The sequence below is a fragment of the Wolbachia endosymbiont (group A) of Urophora cardui genome (assembly GCF_964028435.1).
GTDB lineage: Bacteria > Pseudomonadota > Alphaproteobacteria > Rickettsiales > Anaplasmataceae > Wolbachia.
In genome coordinates this window covers 1,468,694-1,492,646 of sequence record NZ_OZ034774.1, presented here as the reverse complement: position 1 = coordinate 1,492,646, position 23,953 = coordinate 1,468,694, and the positions used below count along the sequence as shown (strand labels likewise).

At 33.2% G+C, this 23,953-nt stretch carries 7 protein-coding genes; 5 read left to right on the top strand and 2 right to left on the bottom strand.

Going from position 1 to position 23,953, the window contains the following annotated elements; genetic code table 11:
* Positions 1-282: 282 nt before the first annotated feature.
* Positions 283-3,198, bottom strand: coding sequence for an ankyrin repeat domain-containing protein (locus ABWU38_RS07185; RefSeq protein ID WP_353272744.1), 2,916 nt, complete (start codon positions 3,196-3,198; stop codon positions 283-285).
* A 1,071-nt stretch (positions 3,199-4,269) separates the two neighbouring features.
* On the opposite strand from ABWU38_RS07185, the gene ABWU38_RS07180 reads away from it, so the two are divergent.
* The 4 genes from ABWU38_RS07180 (at position 4,270) to ABWU38_RS07165 (ending at position 21,640) form a co-directional block, all read left to right on the top strand.
* Positions 4,270-6,588 (top strand): hypothetical protein, encoded by a 2,319-nt coding sequence (locus ABWU38_RS07180; RefSeq protein WP_353272743.1) that lies wholly within the window; start codon positions 4,270-4,272, stop codon positions 6,586-6,588.
* A gap of 333 nt (positions 6,589-6,921) precedes the next feature.
* Positions 6,922-8,157 (top strand): hypothetical protein, encoded by a 1,236-nt coding sequence (locus tag ABWU38_RS07175; RefSeq protein WP_264685382.1) that lies wholly within the window; start codon positions 6,922-6,924, stop codon positions 8,155-8,157.
* Positions 8,158-8,258: 101 nt separating this feature from the next.
* Positions 8,259-11,213, top strand: coding sequence for a hypothetical protein (locus tag ABWU38_RS07170; protein WP_353272742.1), 2,955 nt, complete (start codon positions 8,259-8,261; stop codon positions 11,211-11,213).
* A 101-nt stretch (positions 11,214-11,314) separates the two neighbouring features.
* A complete protein-coding gene (locus ABWU38_RS07165; protein ID WP_353272741.1) occupies positions 11,315-21,640 on the top strand; it encodes an ankyrin repeat domain-containing protein in 10,326 nt (3,441 codons plus the stop codon).
* Here the strand turns inward: ABWU38_RS07165 and ABWU38_RS07160 are convergent.
* Positions 21,624-22,520, bottom strand: coding sequence for an Rpn family recombination-promoting nuclease/putative transposase (locus ABWU38_RS07160; RefSeq protein ID WP_264376226.1), 897 nt, complete (start codon positions 22,518-22,520; stop codon positions 21,624-21,626). The genes ABWU38_RS07165 and ABWU38_RS07160 overlap by 17 nt on opposite strands.
* 364 nt (positions 22,521-22,884) lie before the next feature.
* Here ABWU38_RS07160 and ABWU38_RS07155 point away from each other — a divergent pair, with 364 nt between their 5' ends.
* Positions 22,885-23,814, top strand: coding sequence for a helix-turn-helix domain-containing protein (locus tag ABWU38_RS07155; RefSeq protein WP_264377138.1), 930 nt, complete (start codon positions 22,885-22,887; stop codon positions 23,812-23,814).
* Positions 23,815-23,953 lie beyond the last annotated feature (139 nt).

Sequence of the window (23,953 nt, the reverse complement as noted above, 5' to 3'; positions counted from 1 at the left end):
ATTAGGTGCAACAATGGTAGAAGATGTATCCAATTTTAGCTGCATATTTTAATAGTAGATTTAGAGGAAAATTCTTTAAACATCAAAAAAGGCAATACTCTAAACTTCAGCACACAACTCTAGGAAATAGTACATGTCGAGCAATCTATAGCCCCTTTTGAATCTGAGAGTGTACTTGAAAATCCATAAACATTAAGTAAACTTTTTAAATAAAATAGTTTCTTTTTCAACTTACTAAATAAACTTCTCCCATCATTGCTGTGTAACAAATCATATACAAAGCTATGGTCTACTTACAAGCAGTGCCTTCTGTTGATGAGATGCTTTTTCTATCTTTAACTCATCCATACTACAGCTTGGCAAGCTTGAATAGCATAAGGAATCTTTTTGTTCTTGCGTTTGTTTTGCCAAGGCCTTATTTCTATAAAGTAGGGGTTGAAAATGATCATGGCCTCCATTTACCATATGTAAGACACTATTGTGACTATAATCTATCTTACCTGCTTTTGATCCTGAGCTATCTATTAACTGATGCAAGAACGGATCTTGTTGCTTATCAATAGTGTGCAATGGGTTACTTTCTGCAACATGCAATTTCACACCATACTTATCACAAAGTATTCTGCCCTCGATATCGGAACGTCCCCAAAATTCATTCTTTCCAATGCTATTGATATATTGGTTACACGTAATTCCACGATTTACGAACTCACCTTCAACCTCATCAAAGTCATTGCCAATTTTACTTATAAACCACTCTGGAGGATTGTCTTGCGCAAATCTCTTACACTCATTCCTTAACTGCTCTACAGTAACTTTGATTCCCTTCTGTTGTTCCAGACTTTGCCTGAATGAATCAAAAAAACAGCTTCCATTATTGATTGCGTGCCCTAAATAGAAGTCATCAGGTATGTTTGATTTTTGCTCTTTATCACCTTGTTTTTCTGCCTTTTCAATAATTTCTTCCTCTAAACCAAAAATCTTATTCCAGTTGTATTTACCTTCTAACCCCAATTTTTTACTTTCCTTTTCTGCTGCTTTAGCTAAGTCTGTTTTAGAAATATCCCCTTTTTCTTCATAGAACCTAGATAAAATTTTAAAGATATCTATCAGGTAAGTTTTTACGTCAAAATTCTTCTCCTTTTTTACAATATTAGACTCAATATTGCGTAAATCTTGTAATAACTTATGCCTTCTAGCAATTTCCTCCATAGAATCCCTTCTTAACTCTTCACGTTCTGTCCATTTGTTTTTAGACTCGCTTATTACTTCAGGATGCATTAATTTTCCAGACCTTTCAAAATATCCCTGTTCAATAGCATAGTAGACATCATAATCACCAAGTGCACAATCCTCGCCTAATTCTTCTTCATGACCTTTGAATTTTTCCAATACTTCCTCTCTATTACTCACTTCTACTATAATTTTGCTTTTATCTTGTACGTCAGGATACAGTCTAACGTCTATATTTCCCAAACTGGTATAGAAAGTTAATACTATATCGCTGCCTTCTGTAAGATCTGTGTAATTCCTTATGCCATCTTGGGTTATAATTTCTACCTCACTTTTGCCAATTTTTATTACACTCCTTCCATATCCTTTTTCTCCTTGAGGTATTCCTAAATTCCTTGTTCTATCTGTGATTTTTGCAACATCTATTATACTATCCTCTGAGTATTCTAAGTAAGATACACTGTTATCGATTTTTCCATCACACAGTTGACCACTGGTAGCATCCCTTGCAACTCTAAAAAATTCTTCAGCATAATTAATGTACTCTACATGAGCCTTGATTACATTAGCTTTATGATCTTTAAACTCTCGTTCTATTGTATCAATGACTTTTAAACTATCTGAGTTTTTTAACTTTGCTCCTCTCGATATTAATGCACATACTATATCACTGGCAATTCCATAGCTTCCTTCTAACTTAGCAATTTTTTCTAGTACGTGATCTGCAAAGTAATAATCTTTGTCTTTAGCAAAATTTAATCTCATTCCAGAAGCTATAATCTCATTTACAACTTCCTGTAGTTCAATCATGCTTTTAGCTTTTACTACCTTACTCAAAAACTTATTTAGCTTAGCAAGTTGATTTGTTTGATACATCTCTGACAAGAGACTATCACATTTTTCACAATTATCTTGCTTATTACCTACAAAGTCAGTTGCTCCTGCTTTTAAGAGTAAAGCTTTTACATCAGGAAATTGACAAAACGGCCAAATTGAACTATCACCCTTAACATTTAAAACTATCTTTACATCTTGGTTATTTTTATGTTTATCTAAAAATTTTTTCAGATCTTCAACACCTGGACCATAAGGATTATCCCAATCTTCATCAGAATCTGTAGCTTTAACCATTTTACGTAGTTGGTCTCTTAACTTTTTTTGGTTGTCAGTTAAAAAACACTCCATAATATTGTTGCTATCAATTGCAATTTGCAGTGGGGTTTTTCCATTGTTATTTTTTATGTTTAAATCAGCTCCTTTGCTTATGAGTAAATCCATAACCTTTCTGCTATAATCATTACAATTAGCAGCATAATAGTGTAAAGGTGTATTACCTTTTTTATCTTGTATATTTGGATCAGTTTTTGCATCTAAGAGATACTTTAGACCTTCATACTCACTGGAATAAATAGCAGTATCATGCAAAAGTGTTTTACCTTTATTATCCTGCATATTTAAATCAGCACCAGCTTTGAGAAGAGGATGAATGGCTTCATCGTGTGCGACAAACACATTCAATACTGTTGTTCCTAGATGTCCTCTTTTTAGATTAAGAACGTACTTCAGGTCTTTATTTTTCTCGTTACTTTCTAAAAACTGCTTAAGATTTGAAAATGAGTCATAATTCCCCATATTAAAATCTTTTATAATACTATTGAGTAATTTTTGATTTAACTTTTTTTGACTCTCTTCCAGTTTTAAGTTAGGTGCATGAATAAGCCACTCATCTATTAAATCCTCTAAGTATTTTTTATCATCTATCAAACTTCTATCAGCCCAAAATAAATCTCGCTTAATGAATTCATAATAACTATCTACTGGTAATTCAGTTGCTTCTGTTTTTGGGCTACCTATTTCTGAACACTCTTGTCCAGCACTTAGGTCACACTTCAGTTTTTGCTCATCAGTGTGTTTGCTTTGTTCACTGATAGGTTCTGCAATATATTTTACTGGCCCTGTACCCATATTACCTGCTAGCTCTAGATATAGGATATATTATATAGAATGTGTAGTATGTGTCAAGCTAATTTCAACATAATCTTTTTACTACTCATATTTTTGTTAAGTTTTTATGGTGAGTACTGCTAGGTTAAAAGTTGTTTATTACTGGAAGTTTTAGCCAATTTTACTATAGATCAACAAAATTGAGAACACCAGCTATATTTAATATATAGGAATATGATGCTTTAAAGGAGTACAAAAACTGCTGAAGCTTATACAGTAACCTGCGGAGTCACTTCGGCAGAATAAACAAACATATGCTAGTATTAGTAGAGAATTATTTATAAGTCAACTAACTTTTTCAAAAAATACTTTAGTAAAAGTACCATGCTAGCTAGTGTTATAAGGGATTGAATTATTGACTCTTCCTAAGATTGCAAAAAAGGTCGTATATTTGTGAGAACAAGCAGCTTAAAAATAAGGTTATAAAAATAGAAGTTTGAAATCTTTGCAATAAAGTTAGGCAAAATAGTTCGTATGTAGATGTGGGTGAAATGGGCTAATGTGGTTAGTTTTAGCGTATAATAAAATTACCGTATAAAAAAGTTCGTACGGTACACATGGTAGACCAATACATTCCAAAACGAACGGTTCTCACCGGCAGCGATTTTGGTTGCTGGAAGTGGTTGTGTTTTTTAAGTTTTTAGCAATATTTATTCCTAGATTAATAACAGATTTATCTAAGAATGCAGAAGAATTAAGGTAAATTTATAGCAAAGATATAATAAAATAAACATAATCTTGCTTGTCAGCACTAGTTTCAACTTTAAAAACATAAGCCTAGTGACTCAATTAAAGCTTGCATTTCAAAAAACGTAAAACAAATTTATAGCTTATTAATGTGATGCTAATAGGCTGTTAATAGAATAAAATTATCGGATTATACTGACTGCTAATTTGTAGCTATTATTGCGATCTCTTGAATATTATATCTAATACTCTGGACTCATACATTGAGTCATAAAATTTAACTTGCTTATTTTTGAATACCGTCAATAATTAAGACAGTGATAATGGAAACAAGGAGTGTTTTTTATGTTAGGCAAAGAGCGTTCGAAACGATTACGAGATGCTAGAACTACCCCATCAGAACAAAGTAGTGATTCAAGGAGTTCAGCCAAGGAAAGTCCTGAAGCTGGTTCTAGCTCTGGAAAACGGAGGCGTTGTGTTGACGTAGTATCGAAGAGGCTGCACAATGAGGGAACTAAATTTGCTAAAAGTGTGATTGGTAGAGATGGAACACCTGAATTTGATCAGTTCTTAGATTTTTTAATTAGAGAAAAAAGACTAGAAGTTCTGAAAAGAAATGGAATAAACCCAGCTAATATGTCCAGTATTTTACATAGAGCACGAGCTAATGCTGCAAAAGCTTTTAAAGAGTTATATGATCTTTGGTTTGATGCAGAAGGAAATAAAACTCAATACTTAAAAACTCTAGAAGTAAACCGAATAAATCTATCTAGTATCTCCAGTATTTTAAGTAAGGCAGGAGCTAATGCTGTAAAAGCTTTTAAAGAATTATACGATCTTTGGTTTGATCAGAACGGAAAAAAAACACGATACTTAATAAAACTAGAAGAAAGTGGAGTAGATCTAGTTCGTATGTCTAGTATTTTGCATGGAGCAGGAGCTAATGCTACAAAAGCTTTTAAAGAATTATACGATCTTTGGTTTGATCAGAACGGAAAAAAAACACGATACTTAATAAAACTAGAAGAAAGTGGAGTAGATCTAGTTCGTATGTCTAGTATCTTAAGTGGAGTAGGAGCTAATGCTACAAAAGCTTTTAAAGAATTATATGACCTTTGGTTTGATACAGAAGGAAATAAAACTCAATATTTAAAAACTCTAGAAAAAGAAGGAGTAAATCTATCTAATGTATCAAGTATTTTAGGTAAAGCAGGAGCTAATGCTCCTAGAGCTTTTAAAGAATTATATGACCTTTGGTTTGATCAGAACGGAAAAAAAACACGATACTTAATAAAACTAGAAGAAAGTGGAGTAGATCTAGTTCGTATGTCTAGTATCTTAAGTGGAGTAGGAGCTAATGCTACAAAAGCTTTTAAAGAATTATATGACCTTTGGTTTGATGCAGAAGGAAATAAAACTCAATATTTAAAAACTCTAGAAGAAAACGGAATGAGTTTAGCTAATATGTCCAGTATTTTACATAGAGCACGAGCTAATGCTGCAAAAGCTTTTAAAGAATTATATGATCTTTGGTTTGATCAGAACGGAAAAAAGACACGATATTTAAAAACTCTAGGAAAAGAAGGAATAAATCTATCTAATATATCGAGTATTTTAGGTGGAGCGGGGGCTAATGCTGCAAAAGCTTTTAAAGAATTATATGATCTTTGGCTTGATGCAGAAGGAAATAAAACTCAATATTTAGAGCACTTTATTAAGAACAAAGATGGGGAAGAAGGTTTTACGCTACATAACTTATCTGGTATGTTAAGTAGAGCAGGAGTTAATGCTAAGGATGCTTTTAAAAAATTGCATGATCTGTGTTTTAATGAAAAAGGGGAAAGAACAGAACTTTTAGATGATTTCTATAGGGAAGGTTTTAAGCCAAGCAACTTATCCTGTATGTTATGTGGATCAGGGGTTCATACTTCTTCTAATTTAAAAAAGTTGCATAGTGTTTGTTTTAATGAGAAAAGGGAAAAAACAAAGCTTTTAGATGATTTCTATAAGGGAGGTTTTAGGCCATGTGATTTATGTAGTATAGTGAGTGGATCAGCTGATAGTCTTAAAAAATTTCATAATTTTTGTTTTATAGGAGAGACAAAAAAGTATTTATACCATTTTTTAAATAAAGAAGGGGGTTTTACAGCAAGTAATTTATCTGGGATATTACACGGAGCAAAATCTAATATTTGTTCTGCTTTAAAAAATTTTCATGATGTTTGTTTTGATGAGACAGGAAACGCAACACAGCTTTTAGATGATTTTTATAAGGAAGGTTTTAGGCCGAATTATTTATCAAATGTATTATCCATGGCAGGAAATAATGCCTCTTCTATTTTAAGAAATTTTCACACATCATGTTTTAAAGAAAATTATTTAAATCACTTCTTCGCCGAGAAAAAACTTTTTACGCCGAAAAATTTATCAAATAAGATATTATATGGAGTAGGGATTAATGTTTGTCACATTTTTGAAAAGTTACATGATCTTTGTTTTGATAAGGCAGGAAATAAAACAGAATATTTAAACAATCTTATCAAAGATAATCGGCGTGAGGTATTTAGTATACTATATGAAAAAGTTAGAGGAGTTCCTTTTACTCCCTTGGATGATATATCGCTTCAACAACAGAATATTAGTGGAATAGGGAAAAGCAAATAAGAAGATGTCAATGATCTTGCGCGGTAGACCATGCCATCCCAAGAAAAACACTTCTCACCGACTTTGATTTTGAACGCTGGAAGTGGTTATTTTACTTGAGATCTTAATAATATATTTTGCTAAATTAATACTAGTTTATTTTAGAATAATCACTAAGGTAGACTTATAAAAAACAGAATTAAAAAATGAACAAAAGATCGTATATTAAGACTATTAAGAGCCTTTTACTGAAAACCACTTTAGGTTAGAAAATTTTTCTAAAATAGTAATTGACAGAGTTTTAAAGGTAGAGCAATATTCCTAAAATATATTAAATCTTGTTAAGGGGTAAGTATGGATTACGAAGATGTACAAAAGATATTACTAACGTCTATTAAAGAAGATGATCCTCATAAAGGGCTTAAAGAGTTAGAGATTAAAAGATGGTGTATTGCATATCAGACATTGCTGAATAAATGGGGTAGAACAATAATACCACCCCTTTTTAAGAAAGTTTTAGAAGATGAAACTTGTTGGAAGATAGAAGATGCTTCAGGACAAATTAGACTCAATAGGTATACTTTCGGGGAAAAATTGTTAGCCTTGAAAACTTTGGATGGGCAAAGAAGTCTTATTAGACCCTTTGATCGCTACAAAATAGCCTGCTGGTGTTGTTTTGAGGACGAGATAAGAGCTATTTTTGAAGAATTTAAATTAACATTAGGTGGTAAACCAGTAGAGAGTTTAGTTAAGGGATGTGATAAAGGGGCTTTAATGATCTATTGGTCACATGCTATGAATAACCAAGAACATCAGTTAGAATTAAATAATGAGCATCCATACGTTTACGCTTTTAAATGTGCAATGCTGGAAAAGCATGTTGAAGCTTTGGAATTCTTCTGGAATAAGTTACAGTCAATTGGTTCTGTATCCCCAAAAAGGAAAGAAGATTTATTGATGGAGGTAGCATATAATAAAGGGCGTTTTTCCACTGACGATGTTGGTATGGTTGATTTCTGTCTACGTTACCTTCATGAAGATAAGTATCATGAGTTATTGAAAAGGGATTTTAAACAACATGGGTGTTATTATACTTTAAGTATATTAAGAAGAAACCATTCTTTCGAAAATGCTAGAAAGCTATTTGAACATTTAAAGCCAGAAGATTTATCTCCTGAAGCTTACAGTACATCAATGTTTTCAGCATTAAACTCGCTTGTTTCTGCACCAGATGATAATTGTGTTAAATCTGGCAGTGACATGCTCACCTCTATGTGGAATTGTCCTGGCTTTGAGTCTCATAGACAACACTTTTTGCATGAGTTAAGTGGACAGTACTCACCGTCCAGATATAGAGTTGGTTGTTTAATTGAAAGGAATATGGCTATTGAGATATTGTCAGAAATTATCAATTCACTTAGTCAAGAGCAAATACAATATATTATGGATAAAGATAAGTCAAGGTATGAGGTATTTGCCAAGGTTAGAAATAAGCAACTAGTTGGTGGAGGTGGTGATCAGTTGCCAAGTTCATCATTAGATGTAGAAACTATACAGCAGAAGGTAAGTGGTGTTAGAGGCGAAGTGTAGAGTTTCTCTTTTTAAAAATTCAGTTACTTAGACTTAAACGAAAGCATGCAAAGAGCTTAGTGAGGATAAAATTTGTAAAGGGTTAAAATCGGGGGCTAGTTATGGTTAATAACGATCAACAGCAAGAAAAACCACAAGATTTCGAGCTAATGGAGTTACTTTTTGGGAAAGTAGATTCTTCAACTTCTGATTCACTGGATAAATCTTTTGAAGCAAGATATCAGTCGTTGGTTGATCGAATACAATCTTATTTACATTCTAGTGAAAAGCCTGGCTTTTTTCCTCATCGATTTTTAGGTTCTTTTTCCAGTGTATTAGATACTAAACTTAATGACAAGTTAGGCATAAAGAAATTGCACTTTCGTTTTGAGGGGGCGAGAACTTTAAAAGTTGTAGCAGAAACAGAATCCAAAATACATGTTTTTATTTTCACTGAAGATATAGAAGCTCAACATTCTAAACAAACAAATACTAAGAATTTCGAATTCACCACAGGTGAGTGGAAGAATGTGATGGGTAGAGATTATACTAAATCAGATGCGCATAAGCTTCAAATTGATGTAATAAAAATTTTAAAAGATAAGTATGAGTTAGTAAAAAGCAGATCGAAGTCAGATAAAGATGTTAAATCGAAGAAGTTATATTTATACTTGAGGAATAACGTATTGAAGTGTAAAGCTAAGGATGTATATGGAAATACTCAAACGATACAAATTGGTCCTGATGAATTAAAAGGTAATAATGCATTTAAAAATAAATTTTTTGATGAAATCAAGCAGTTTTTAGATAAGTCAGGTAAAGATCTTAGTGATGATGTTAGAAAGGAGTTATCAAGAATCACGTCAGCAAAGGGATATACCTTAAAGAGTGATGGAGAAGATGAAAAAATAAACATTAAGGTAGAAAGTAAAAAGAAGATTGTAGATCAACCCATCGAGCCTACAGTAAAGTTTCAAGAAGTGACAAAAAAGTTAGATAAATCTGTCTATCTGGAAAGTTATATTGAAAAGCTTGCTAACCCAGATGCAGAAATAGATCAAGTTCAGGATAATCTTGAAAAAATTCTAACTTACATAAAAGAAGTTCATACCAATTTAGATTTACAGGGTAATGTTTATGGTATTAAAGCTCGCGAAGCTGCTCAACATGGCTTTGTAGCAGGAATATTCGATAATTTTCGATATCGTGATAATACCAAACTCTATTTGGAACAATTTGCTGGTGGAGGTTACGCTGATATTGTTTTGCTTGTTCGTGGGCCTAATCGTGCTATTGATTCAGTTCCAATTCTTATTGAACTCAAGGCTGGAACTGAAGGACAAGTTGATCCAAGTGATGCACTTGAGCAAGCTAAAGATTATATAAAAGGTTTTAGACCAAATAAGATGAGGATTTTAACCAATGCAGATAATGCCATTGCTGTTGGGTTAAATTTAGATGACGCGGAACCGTTTAAAACCGAAGTACAACCTATTAAACAACCACCAGCTCCTTTGATGGAGGAATTTATCGAACTAGTTGGCGAGTGGGATAATCAACAAATTTCTGAGGAAGATTTTAAGCAAGAAATAACGGATTTGTTATCAAGTGAATACCATACTTTTCCAGCAAATAAAGAAACAAAAGATCATTACTATTTCAGTCGAGACATATTAGGTCAATCAATTTTAATCAACAAGATTGGTCAAGATCAAAGTAACATTAAAAAATATATATACTCATATGGTGAGTACCCTCTGGATTGGTCTGGAGGAACGGAGTACACTTTGTCCAAAAGCCCGGTTATGACATTAATATTTGTTCAAGGTAATGAAGGGCAAGAAAACACAGCATTCATTTTTCATATACGAGAGTCCAATACAAAAGAATTCTATGCTGATAAAAAAATTCCAGTGCTGAACATACCTGAAATAGGAAGAGTAGGCAATGTTATAGAAATTAAAATGAGTCTCAAAAAATATGAAACAGGGTTATCTTTTGAAGACCTTTTTGAAATAGAACAGATAAGTAAATATGAATCAAGTGGTAATGATCAACAATTTACAGATGGCAAGTTTATTGAGATACCTAATTCTGATGAATTAAAGGCAAAATTTGATCAAGCAATCACTTCTCAACATGCTTCCGACGGTGAGGTTTCATTGCAAGCCTATAAAGTGTTGCTTACTGAAGTAGCAGATACGATTTACCCTATCAAAGATTTGATTACTAATGAAGCAAGATTACAAGCCATTCTTAATGGTTTATTTAGTAGTTACAGTGATTTAAAGCTACAGGAGACTTCTGCGAAGACTGTAATTATACCTGAATTTCAAGTAGGAGCAGGTGGTCGTGTCGATATGGTAATTCAAGGTATTGGTCCTTCACCTCAGGGTGCTAAAGAATACACTCCTATAGCACTGGAATTTAAGCTTATAGGTAAAAACTTAAATCAAGATCAGCTAAAACAGGAAGTTGATAAATTAACAAAAGAACAAAACATTAGATATGCTAAAGGTGCGGCACTGAAAGCAATTACAGATAGTGATAAAATGTTTTTCATGGGTGTAGTTGTTAATGTGAAGGCTAAGGATAAAAATTCTTTAATATTAACGAGTGATAAGTTTGTTCCTGCTCTAGTAGTTCATAGTTCTATTGACATAGCTAAGAGAAAACATTTAGAAGGAATACAAGAAGTAACCCAGAGACTCAAAGATATGGGTATACAAGAAGAGAACCTAAGTACATTAGAGTCTGCAACAGCAGAAAAGGATTATCATTACTGGCTTCAACAACACGATATAGCTGATATTGCAAGAATAGAATATGGCTATGGTACTGATGGGGCTAACACATTGTTTGAAGTAGTGGGATCACCGAAGCATATAGCTAATCAATTACAACAGTTTCAGAATAGCGTAGCAACAAGAGGTGAAAAACGGCCATTAACTTTAATTGTTAATTTAGATAATAATCACTGGGTTACGTTAGTCATTTCCCATCAAAATGGGCAATATAATGGATACTATGTAGACTCGTTGGGTATGATATTCCAGGTAATATTCGTCAAGTTCTAGAACGTGCTCGAATTACCGTTAATGACGTTTCTATTGCTCAACAAACAGATGGTCACAATTGCGGCTTATGGGCATTAGAAAATGCTCACTCCCTAAACCAAATGATAGCAAATGGCTATGATTCCGATTGGGTTAGAGATCTGTTACTATTTAATCGAAATGAAGCATATTTTCAAGAACAAAGAGAAAATATTTCAGATAGATTAAGTATAGATCCACAACGTATAGCTAACTTAGATGAAGCTATACTTGCTGAAACACAAGCAAATAGGAAGAAATTCAACCTAAACAGTTGTGTAAGGTCTGGTGGTAGAAGCAAAAGAAGTGTCAATCCTTGTTTATTTTCAAAGAGTGATGTAGAAAAGTTTAGTAAAGGAAAGGTAGATGAAAATAATGTAGACAAAACTATAATTGATAGTGAAAAGTTCCTAACTTATGTTAAAAATAGTCAAGATGAAGCAAAAAACGCTCAACTAGTAGAGTTTGTTGGAGATAAAAGTATTGAAGGTGATCGTAAGTATTTACTTGATAAGGTTGTTGGAGATCAAGGGTATGAACGCTATGTTCAGAATGAACGTGTTAAGAATTTGCATGGAGATATCTCACAGCAAGCTAGCAGTGCAACAAAAGGCTCAAAATTAAAAGGCAGGTTAATGAATGCTGCTGGTGGGATACAATTAATAAGAGGGATCCATGGTGCTATCGTATCTTGCAAGGAAGGGACAGCTACAGATTGTGGATTAAATCTAGGCGGAATAGGATGGTCTTTTGCATCTCAACCGATTGAAAATGTAATGGTTAAAATTACTCCAAAAGTTGTAGCATCAGCTGAAAAGGTTGTGGGAAAAATTATACCAGGTACTTTAGGTAAACAGACAAAATTTGCTATTCGAGTTGTGGGAGTAAAATTTGGAAGTACAATAGCAAGAGGTACAGCAGGAGCTGTAACTGGTGTCTTTGATATTGTTGATATAGGCATGTCAGTAAACAATCTTGTTGATTGTAAAAAAAGAGAGAATAGTGATAATCCATGTGGAGAGAAAGAAATAAGAGATAATATAGCAACTATATCTTTTTCCACTATATCGTTTGTGTCTGGTGTTGCTCTTACAGCACTTGGTATGCCTGGAATCGGCATTGCAGTTGGAGTTGCATTGATGGTAGCTTCCGGAGTTTATAGTGGTGTTAGCAATATCGTGGAGTACGAGAAAAAGTATGATACAACCCATGATGAAAATTGGCGTATTTTTTGGCATACATTTGCTTTTCAACCTGTACCACAAGATGTACAACATCTTGCAGCAAGAAAGGAAATGGTTAATAGTCTAGCTAAAGGAGTTTGGAAAGCTTTAAATAATGACCCTAGTAATGTTGTTGCTTATAGTATTGGTCTTGGAAAAATAAACGGTAATACTCTTCGTCCAGATTATGCAACGATTATGATGAATAGAACAAATGCCAATACAAAAAATCTTTCACGTGTTGTACCTGATTATATCAAAGGTGCTGACAGGATTTGTTTACCACAGATTACTAATCAAGATTATGAAAAAGGTATTAAAAGCTCAGTTAAGTCGGCTGTATACTACTGTGAAAATGCAATGATTATTGACCACGGTGGTAGAGTAAAGATGAAACAGAAAGACAAGACGATTGTTTACGATTTACAAAATGTGGACAGAGGTACCATTGCTGGAAGTAATGTGTGGAACAATAATTTTCTAATTTACTCAGGTACAGCAGGAATAACTGGTGGCAATAATGTAGCAAACAGATTTGTTCTTGTAAATAACCCTAGCTTTTCAGGTAAAATTATTGGTGGAAGCAACTCTACTAATATACTTGATTTAAGCCAGTTAACAAAAGAGAAAGTTATAGGAGTAAATGTTGACTATCGTTTTAAGCCTAGTGCATATGGAAGATTAAAGGTAAAAATAAATAGTCGTTTGTTGATTGATGATTATGTTAGTAATAACCTCTTTAATTACCATTATGTTGGAAGGAAGGACAAGGTAGATAAGATCTTGTGCATGGGTTATTCTGAACACTTTACAGGAACCGATGATCGTGACGTTATCATAGATAGTGGTGGTGGCTCTAACAACAATGAGAAAGATGTAGTTGAAAGTTGCAAAAAAGTAATTATTTCGCCGTATACTAGAGTCAAAGGTAGAAAAAGCAATTATACTTTTTACGTAAAAACTGCAGACTATAAGGGTAGGGGGTTATATTCAGAAATTGACGTAGATGGAACAGGAACTGTAAGTTTTCCTGAATTTGATTTATTAAGTGATTGTGATCAAATAACTTACTCTAAAAACAGTAATACTTTATCTTTGAAAATAAATTTTGGTCAAAATAATCAATTTACTCTCGATATAAAAAATTACGTTGAGCGAAGCAGTAATAAGCCTTACTTTGTACTAATAGATAAAAATGGTAGTAATATTGTTCCTAAGATTGAAAGATCAGATTCATCAACTATAAAAATCACCTCATTTGAATTACATTCAGAACATTCTCTAAAGGGTTTTAGAGCTGTAGAAAATCATTACAAGAAAATTCTAAATAATCATAAGGGTTATAAAGTCTTGAGCGTTGTTAGAGGTAAAACACAAAGTCAAAATAATAGTGTAGTTTCACACATGGTTTTTGGTTCTTCAGGAGATGATATAATTAACTTCGATCAAGGAACTATGTTTGCTAGGGGAGGAGGAGGAAGTGATGTGTATTTTATTAGCAATGATATAAATAGTAGAGAAGTAAAAATTGATAATAACTCAAGTGATAAAAAACTAGATACACTATTTATGTCGGCAGTTGAGAAAGATTTTTCAATCCAGCAATGTGATCTGTATTTAAAATACAATAATAGTAACATTCGAGTGAAAAACTACTTTCAAGATCCTAATTATAGGCATCTTATAATTATGAACAAAAAAGGAGAAACTTTTATCCCCAATATACAATCAATGTCTTGTTCTCCCTTTTCTTCGGGAAAGGATAAATTAGTTCCTTTTTTACAGGCTACACAAACTCAGAATATGTTTTTATTGCCTAAAGATTTTGAAGATGATCATGTAGTGATAGATTCCCGTCTTGAAGATATTGAGAAATATAAAGATAAGGATGATCTCTTATTAATAAGAGAAAGTGAAAATCCTTTTATCATTAGAATAGAAGGATTCTATACTGATCGAAGTAAATGGGAAAATATTTCTTATTCTTTATGGAATAATAATGACCTTTTCCTATCTTCTGGCTTATTAGAAAATGTTGATAATGTAGTGGAGTATAAGGATAAACTTAGAGGTGATTATGAAAGAATTGTAAAAGAATATATTGAAGACTTTAGTGATTCTACTAGTATCATTCAGCACAATCAAAAATTAGAAAAAAATATCTCTACTTCTGTAGGACAAGATGAGGAACGAATAGGAGTAATGGTACTAAAAAATATTACTCCGGATCAGGTTGAAGTTTCTAGTAGTGGTACAGATCTGATATTTCGTGATAAGAAGTCTAATCATACGATCAACATAAACAATTGGAATAATTCTGAATCTTATAGAATTTCCACATTGGAATTCGATCTGGGTTTAGAACCAATAACAATCCGTAAGTTAGATAGGTTTAGTTTGCCTGAGGTAAGAAAAATACAAGCTTTAATTGATAAAGCTTCAGAAAATTATCAAAATAGAAGTAAATATACCCCTAAAGTAGAAAATGACTTTAAATGTTTAATATCAGTTGACGATTTTGAAAGAGAAAATAGAGATCCAGTACATCAATGTCTTGGTTTTCCTTCACTGCAAGACCGGGTTAGCTTTACAGAAAGTTCCTGTAGTTTAGAACAAATTGAGGAATTAAAAAATAAAACGCCAAGTAGTAATCAGATTTTAACATTGCTTGAAAAGTTAGAAAACAACCTTTTGCTGAATGGCTATGATTCAAACATAATAGATCAGTGCAATAAGTGGATGATCACTTCAGGATTGGGAGTATTGAAACCTTTGGTAAGCACAGCAATTTATGAAGGTAAATGGGATGAAGTTAAAACTCTTCTTGATAAAACTGCTAGAAAAAGTAAAGCTGATGTTGAGTATAAAAACCAGTGTTCAAAGAACTGGACGACTTTGAATCATGCTGTTTATAACGGTAATGTGAAATTAAGCGAAAGTATATTTAAATCATTTTTAGAGAAGAAAGGTGACATTAATGCCTTAACTAGTTGTAACAATGATAATTGGGCACTTTTACACTATGCTGTTCATTACAGCAACTTTGATATGGTTAGTTTTCTTGTAGATAAAGGTGCTAACATTGAAATTAGAAGTAAGGAGGGTCAGACACCCCTGCATTTGGCTGTTGAAGAAGCCAAGCAAAATATAATTAATCTTCTTCTTGATAGAGGTGCTGATATCGAGGCTAAAAACAACGATGGTAGAACACCTCTGTACTTAGCTGCTTACAATAATGACTCAGGTGTAATTGAACTTCTTTGTAACAGGATCAAGACTAAAAGTAATGACGCATCTAAAATGATAAAACAGGTTGGATTTTTAAAGAAGGAAGTTGTTAACCAAGCAAATATTCCATCTAATGCAAAAAGATTGGTAGAGTCTTGTATAAGTAGTTTAAGAGATTCAATAAAAAGTGCAGCCAAAAAGGTGCTAAAGGAGGGTATACTGCATAGTCGTAGTGCTTCGACTATTGAACTCATAGATAAGGTTTATAATTTCGATGAAAGGTTGTTTAATGAAGCAATTAAGGAAGCTGTAAATGACACATACGCGGGTGTAGGTATAGAAGGAATATTAAGGTTTATACGCAGTCACCATTATATTGGTCAGTTTATTCCAGGTTATATAGCTGCGTTTGACAAAATACCAAAGAATGATGGTGCAATGTTCAAATTAGCTTACTCTATTAGAGAGACCATGAAAATGCCTAGGGTCAATTCAGAAGAGAAATCTGATCTTGAAAGGCTAAAAAATAAATTACCAGAATCAGTGAGAAATGCAGTATTTTCATCAGAAGTATGTATTAAAAATGTTGAGTATGGAAGGTACTTGTACTCACCTAATAATGATTGTATGTACCACTTAAACAATTGTGACAGGGATAGGCGGTATGTGTTCACTTGGCCTTCAAATGGAAATGGTGATCAATTTAAGTGGAAGGTTGAGCTCAATGGCGATAATGTGTATCTAAAGAATGTTGAGTATGGAAGGTACTTGTATTCACCTAATGATGATTGTATGTACCACTTAAACAATTGTGACAGGGATAGGCGGTATGTATTTACCTGGCCTTCAAAGCTAGGAAACAATGGCAAGTGGAAAGTTGAGCTTGATGGTGGTAATGTGTATCTAAAAAATGTTGAGTATGGAAGGTACTTGTACTCACCTAATAATGATTGTATGTACCACTTAAACAATTGTGACAGGGATAGGCGGTATGTGTTCACTTGGCCTTCAAATAGAAATAATGATCAATTTAAGTGGAAAATTGAAGATTGTGGATCTACTCGCAAGAGACGTAGCATACAAGAATTAAATGGTTATAATCAAACTGTAGTAGACTATCAGTCAATATTGACTGAAGAAAATAGTCAGCAAATAGCAAGTAGAATATCTGCTATAGTTGAAGATGTTGAAAGGCACACCTTTTTAAATCAGTCAAAAAATAAGTTAGATTTAGATATTTATTTAAATAATAGAGGGAGAAGCAATGCTGCGGATTCTATGAGGAGAGATGTATGTAGTGAACTCAATGCAAGTGGGAGAAGAAATATTGTTCTAAGCGGAAACGATGTATGTGCAATTACTTCAGGTTATGAAACACTTGATATTGAAAACTTCCCTATTCAAGAAGTAGTGATTAATGATGATGTCAATGGAAAGAAAAGTTTAAGAAGTACATTAGATTTACATCAGTTGGTGCAACAAGTAGATAGGGATTTGAGTATAAAACCGATACCAACAGTTATTAAAGACAAAAGTGATTTATTAATTAAGTTATCTATATCAGCTACCGGCTTGCAGCAAGATGTAGTAACAGTTAGGCTAAAAGATGCCCTTGTAAATAAGTGGTATAAAAAATTACAAATTATTCTTGATAATGCACCGATGGAAATAGATGATAGTTTAGGTTTAAAGTCTTCGTTCTTTATTTCTGATGAAAAAATTATTGTAGTAACACCTCAAGACATAGAAGAAAAGAATAAATTAGTAATATCTAAAAAAGCAGGGCAGTATACCTATCTTCATGATAAGTACGACTTGATAGTTACCAATGCCTTTAATGCTGATATAGAGGCAAGTGAGTTATGTATTATACGGTTTAAGGATTTCTATAAAGAATCTAAAATGAAAACATTAACTATAAAATTTACTGACAAAGAGATATTATTAAGTAACGAAATGGATAAAATAAATAATTCAGACAGTATTGATAAATTAAATAATGTGAGTTCTATTGTTAATTCACAAGAGAGTTCTATACATTCAGAGGTTCCAAACAGTGGAGACATAAATGCTCAAGGTAAACTTGACAGAACACTGTTGCATCTTGCTTCCGAGGCGGGTGAATTTGATAAGGTGAAACTTCTTCTTGATAGAGGTGCTAATATTGAAGTTCAAGATAAATTTGGGTACACACCAATATTTCTCGCTACTCAGTCAGGTAGGTGGAGTGTAGTAGAACTTCTTCTTAATAGAGGAGCTAATGTTGATGTTCAAGATAAGGAAGGTAAAACACTTTTACACTTTGCTACTCAAAAGGATAATTTGGACATGGTTGAGTTCCTTATTGATAGAAGTGCTAATATTGAAATTAAAGATAATATTGCTTGGACACCGATACTTTATGCTGCTCAGTTAGGTAAATGGGGTGCAGTAAAGCTTCTTATTGGTAACGGTGCTAAATTTAATAATGAAATAACGATTCAAGGAACGCCTTTACATTTTGCTGTGCAAGAGGGTAATTTAGATATGGTCAGATTTCTTCTTGATGAAGGTGTTGATACCGAATCTCAAGACAAAGATAATAAAAAGCCTTTGCATCTTGCTGTTGATGCGAACAGGTTGAGTGTAGTCAAACTCCTTCTTGATAGAGGTGCTAGTGTCAACGTTACGGACATGAATAGCCAAACGCCTTTAGGTTTAGCTACTAAAGGAAATATGATAGAAATTTTGAAGAAGGCGGAGTTGGATCAAGGGTTATTAATTAATGCAAGGGGTGGTAATCTTGATAAAGTAAAAGATCTTATCGCTCAAGGTGCAAATTTAGAGACTAAAGATAATACTCCTCTACATAATGCTTGTAATAATGATCGCTTAAAAGTAGTAGAATATCTTATAGAAAAAGGAGCTAGTTTAAAGGCTAAAAATAAAGATGGTAAAATACCTTTAGAGTTGGCTGAGCAAAAGGGTTACACAGATATAGTAGAAATTTTAAAACAAACACAATTAAATCTGGATAGAGAGTTATTGATTGCTGTAGAAAAAGAAGATCTTGGCAAAGTTAAAGACAATATCAGACGAGGTGCTAATGTTAATGCTCAAAGTAGGCTGGGTTGGGCCTCTGTGTTCTGGGCAATTCAAAAGAATAATTTAAATATAGTTAAACTTCTCGTAAATAACGGTGCTGATATTAATGCCAAAGATAATGAAAGTTGGATGCCTCTTCATTGGGCTGTTCAATTGGGTTCATTAGATGTAGTTAAGTATCTTGTTGAGAGAGGCGCTAATATTAATGCTTTAACTGCTGACGGTAGAACATCTTTAGAATTAGCTGCTCAAAAGAATCGCGTAAATGTAATAGAATTTTTGAAAAAAGCACAGTTAGATTTGGATAAAGAATTATTGACTGCAGTGCAAGATGGAGATCTCAATAAAGTTGAAGGCCTTGCAAATCAAGGTGCTGGATTGAATACTAAAGGTAGTAATGATTGGACACTTTTACACTTTGCTGTTTTTAGCAACAAGTTCGACATAGTTAAGTTTCTTCTTGATAAGAACGCTAATATTAAAGCTAAAGATGTGTATGGTAATACACCTTTACATGTGGCTGCTCAGTATGATAGTAAGCTTGAAATAGTTGAATTTCTTTTAGATAGAAATGCTAGTGGCATTAATGATGTAAATAATAACGGTTCAACACCTTTACATTTAGCTATACAAGGAAATAAACCAAGTACAGTCAAACTTCTTCTCAATAAAGGTGCTAATATTAACGCTAAAGACAAGGATGGTAAAACACCTTTGGATTTGGCTGTGCAAGAAGGTTATACAGATATAATACAAATAATAGAACAAGTACAGTCAGATTTAGATAAAGAATTGCTGACTGCAGTACAAAATGGCGATCTCAATAAAGTGAAGAGTCTTATTAGTCGAAATGCTAATGTTAATACTAGAGATAAGTACAGTTGGACACCACTACATTGGGCTGCATACAAAGGTCATTTAGAAGTTGCAGAGTTTTTGGTAAAGAAAGGCGCTGATATTAATGCTGCAGATAAAGGCCCTTATGGTAAAAAGTCTATACATGTTGCTGCTGAGAATAATAGTAAAGATATCATAGAGTTTTTTCTTAGCAAGGGAGTAAGTATTAATGATACTGATAAACAAGGTTACACACCACTGCACTATGCTGCATGGAGAGGACGTTTAGAGGTTGCAAAGTTTTTGATAAAAGAATACGCTGATTCAATATTTAAATACAATAATGGTAGCACTCTTCCATGTAATGCTTCTTTAGGTAATCATTTAGATATAATTAAATGTTCTATAGGTGAGAAAAATATTTTAGAAATCAGAGATAATAGTGGCAGAGTTCCCCTGCACTGTGCTGCTTCCAACGGTAAATTAGATATAGTAAAATATTTTATAGATGAAGAGAAAGTCGATGTTAATATAATAGATAATGGTTACTGGACACCACTACATTGGGCTTCTTGGGGTGGGTATCTAAATATAACAAAGTATCTTGTAGATAAAAGGGCTAATATTAATGCCAAAGACAAGGGTAGTAAAACACCGTTAAATGTTGCTATCGATCAAAAACATAATAATGTTGTAAAATATCTAGAACAAGCACAATTAGATTTGAATAAAGAATTGTTAATCGCAGCAAAAGGTGGTAATCTTAATAAAGTTATAGATCTGATAAGCAAGGGAGCTAATGTTAATGTTAAAGATAACAATGATGATACTCCTCTGCACCTTGCTGTTGGTTATTTAGATGTAGTAAAATACCTTATAAGTAAGGGAGCCAACATTAATGCTAAGTGCAAGGCTGGTAAAACACCGCTAGATATTGCTGCCTATCAAAAACTTAGTGATGTTGTAGAATATTTGAAGCAAACGCAATTAGACTTAGATAAAAAATTGTTGATCGCAGCAAAAGGTGGTGATCTTAATAAGGCTATAGATCTGATAAGCAAGGGAGCTAACGTTAATGATACTGATACACAAGGTCATACACCACTGCACTGGGCTTCTTGGAGTAGTCATTTGGATGTAGTAGAGTACCTTATAGTTAAGGGGGCCAACATTAATGCTAAATGTAATGCTGATGGAACACCGCTAGATATTGCTAGAAGCGAAGGACACAATGATATTGTGGAATATTTAAAAGAAAAACTCAAGGAAGAAAGAGAAAAACCTGTGCAACGCAGACGTCGTCATCACCATGGAGATCATGCTCGTCATCATATTTCAAGAAAACCACTTGCTATAAATCAACCTGAGATAGCAGCAAGTAGTGGCACAAGACCATCTTCATGGATAAATGTATTTGGTTGGATAAGAAGCTCTGTGAGTGGGTTATTAGGTTCTAGAGCTGCTTTACCTGAGAAAACATTCACTCAAAGTTCAATCTCACAAATTAGTCCACCAATCGATGTAAATGGTACAATAATGTTACTTGATTTATTAATTAGAAAAGTTACAGGTCAAAAGTATATTTCTACAGTAGGTCAGTCTATATCCCCACTAGAAGCACAGGGCTATGCATTAAATATTACAAAGGAATTTGAGAAAGTAGTAGAGCAAGCTGGATTAAAAAGTGGTGTATCAATGCATCGATTGAATATTGATTTTGTGGGAATGCACAAAGAGATTACTGGAAAAATCATGGGTGGTAAATTCAATGAAATTTCAGGGATTTTAAAATCGTATGTAGAGAAAGCATGTCCTGATGAAGAAGCTGGTAAATTAAATCCGAAGAAATTTGACAAGTTTATAGCTCAATTTAATAAGGGTCTGCTAAATCAATCAATAGAGCAGATATTACACAACAGAGATGGTAGATTAGAAGTTGATGATGCAAAGCAAATGAGTTTAGAGCCTCAAAGTTATTTAAGTAATGCTTCAGTTCAAGGCCATTTGACTAGGAATAAGGTTAAATTAATTTCTTAATCTCATCTAAAGAAAGGCCCGTAGTTTGTGATACAACGTCAATAGAGATGCCAGCTTTAAGTAAATTTTTTGCAACTTCAATTTTACCTTCAATTTTACCTTTTTGATGGCCGATTTGGATACCTTCTTGTCTACCTTCATGTTTAGCATCATCGAGTTTTTGTTCCAAGATAGCAGCTTCTTTCTGTAAATCCATGACCCTTTCTTCATAAGCTACGAGATCTTTCTCATTCCAATGAAACTTGTCTAATTCATCATATGCTAGCTTTATTATCGGTGACTTTTCTGCTATTTTCCTTAAATCTTCATCAGTTGTTTCTTCTGCATATTTGAAGAAAAATAGCCAACGATCTACTACATTTTCTAGCTGTTCTTCTCTACTCTTAGGAAACTTTGGTAACTCAATGAAAATAAATTGAAAATCTTTTAAGTCATGCTCGTTAGTTTTTTCATCTCTTATGGTATGGCTAGATATATAATCAGGCTTATCAGGAAATAAATTACAATTGGAAATAGCAATAAAGAAAACCTTCTTTAAATCAATGTACTTACCACCTTTATCAGCCTGCCTTGAGTAAGCCTTAGCAGCATATAATTGAGCACGTTTTTCAAAGCCTTTATCACGAGCGAGTTGCATCTCAATCACGTATCTGGCCCCAGTGGAATCTCTGCACAGAACATCAACAATACTCTGCTTATCAGAGGCAATTTCAGGGTCCATAATGGTGCTGAGGAACTCAACATCTTGAATAGCATTGACTCCAGTAAAGCCTAAGATATCATTCAAAAAGTGAATAAGGATATTCTTATTTTTTTCAGTACCGAATATTTTTTTAAATGTTAAGTCTAATTTTGGATCGAGAAACTTCGAAAGAGCCATAGCGCGAGTACCTAAAAAGCATTAATAATTATACACAATTGTGAAGAAATATTCAACGTTTTTATGCCAAAGTCTATTAAAGTTAGCTAAATTTCAAGAGTTGGTAAAAAACTACCTTCATAGATGACCCTAGTACGCACCTTGGACGTCCTTTTATAGATCTTTTTATCAACTCTTCTATAAGGTACATTAAAAGGCCAACAAATGGATTCGTGATTTAGCAGCCTCAAAGATACCTATTTAAAGTGTGAACTTCTTAGCTTGTCACAGCATAGAAGTTTAATATACTACTCTTCAATAAAGATAACAATATGCTAGCAAAACTTCTATATAAAATTTCTAAAATGGCAGGTTACGAAAAAGAATGACCGCTAGCGACCTTGAATCTTTAGATTACAAACTAGGACAGAAAGTAAGAAGTTGTAGGTTAGCAAAAGGATATACTCAAAAAGATTTAGCGGGAAAAATCGGAACAACATATCAGGTAATACTGCAATATGAAAAAGGAACACGCAGAATTTCAATTAAGAAGTTATATGAATTAGCAGAAGCATTATCAACAACTGCTAGAGATCTAGCTTGCGGACAAGAAGTATCAAATAAGCAAAGGTATGAGGGAGAAGAGATAGTAAATCTAGTAAGAAGACATAAAGAGATTAAGGATCAAGAATTACGCGAAACGTTTTATTTATTAACTAAATTCATCTGTATTAGTGAGGAAGAGAGTGGAAAGGCAGTAAAAGTAGAGGTGGCAAAGGGTTTAGTTAAGGAAGGAGTTTCTGCTCATGTTATCTCTCAAACGACCAGTTTATCTATTGATGAATATGATAATGATGAGAAAAAAATTTCCATTCCGTATAAAGTAGGTCAAAGAATAAAAGAATGGAGGTTGAGAAGAGGATACACTCAGGAAGATTTAGCAAGTAAAGTGGGTATAATAAATCAAAGAATATATGAATATGAACAAGGACGAGCTGCTGTTTCACTTGAAATGTTAGATGAAATAGCAAAGGTACTACTAATTAATATTACAGATCTGCTTCCAGAAACAACAGAAAATGAGAATAGTGAAGCAGAGCTATCAAGGTTAATAGAAGAATACAAAAAGATTAAAAGCCAAGAACTACGTTATGTACTAATAAAGTCTCTGCTTGAAATCATACAAGTTTGCAAAGAGAAAGTAAAGAAAATAGAAAAGATAAAAATTGCAAAGAACTTAGTTAAGGAAGGAATTTCTATCAATATTATTTTAAAAACAGTGGGCATCTCTTTAGACGAAATTCAACAAATTTAAAATAAAAAAATCAGTATCTATTAATATCTTTACTTTTTGATGAAAAAATAAGTAAAAAAGATTGAAAAATTGATTTGACTTCACTCGAAAGCTATGGCTCTATGCCAATGCTGACAAAAAAACAGCAGTAAATATATAA

Excerpts from the sequence above, each read along its gene's own strand:
- ABWU38_RS07170 (WP_353272742.1), top strand. The coding sequence starts at position 8,259 with ATGGTTAATAACGATCAACAGCAAGAAAAACCACAAGATTTCGAGCTA.
- ABWU38_RS07155 (WP_264377138.1), top strand. The coding sequence starts at position 22,885 with ATGACCGCTAGCGACCTTGAATCTTTAGATTACAAACTAGGACAGAAA.
- ABWU38_RS07180 (WP_353272743.1), top strand. The coding sequence starts at position 4,270 with ATGTTAGGCAAAGAGCGTTCGAAACGATTACGAGATGCTAGAACTACC.
- ABWU38_RS07175 (WP_264685382.1), top strand. The coding sequence starts at position 6,922 with ATGGATTACGAAGATGTACAAAAGATATTACTAACGTCTATTAAAGAA.
- ABWU38_RS07185 (WP_353272744.1), bottom strand. The coding sequence starts at position 3,198 with ATGGGTACAGGGCCAGTAAAATATATTGCAGAACCTATCAGTGAACAA.
- ABWU38_RS07160 (WP_264376226.1), bottom strand. The coding sequence starts at position 22,520 with ATGGCTCTTTCGAAGTTTCTCGATCCAAAATTAGACTTAACATTTAAA.
- ABWU38_RS07165 (WP_353272741.1), top strand. The coding sequence starts at position 11,315 with ATGATAGCAAATGGCTATGATTCCGATTGGGTTAGAGATCTGTTACTA.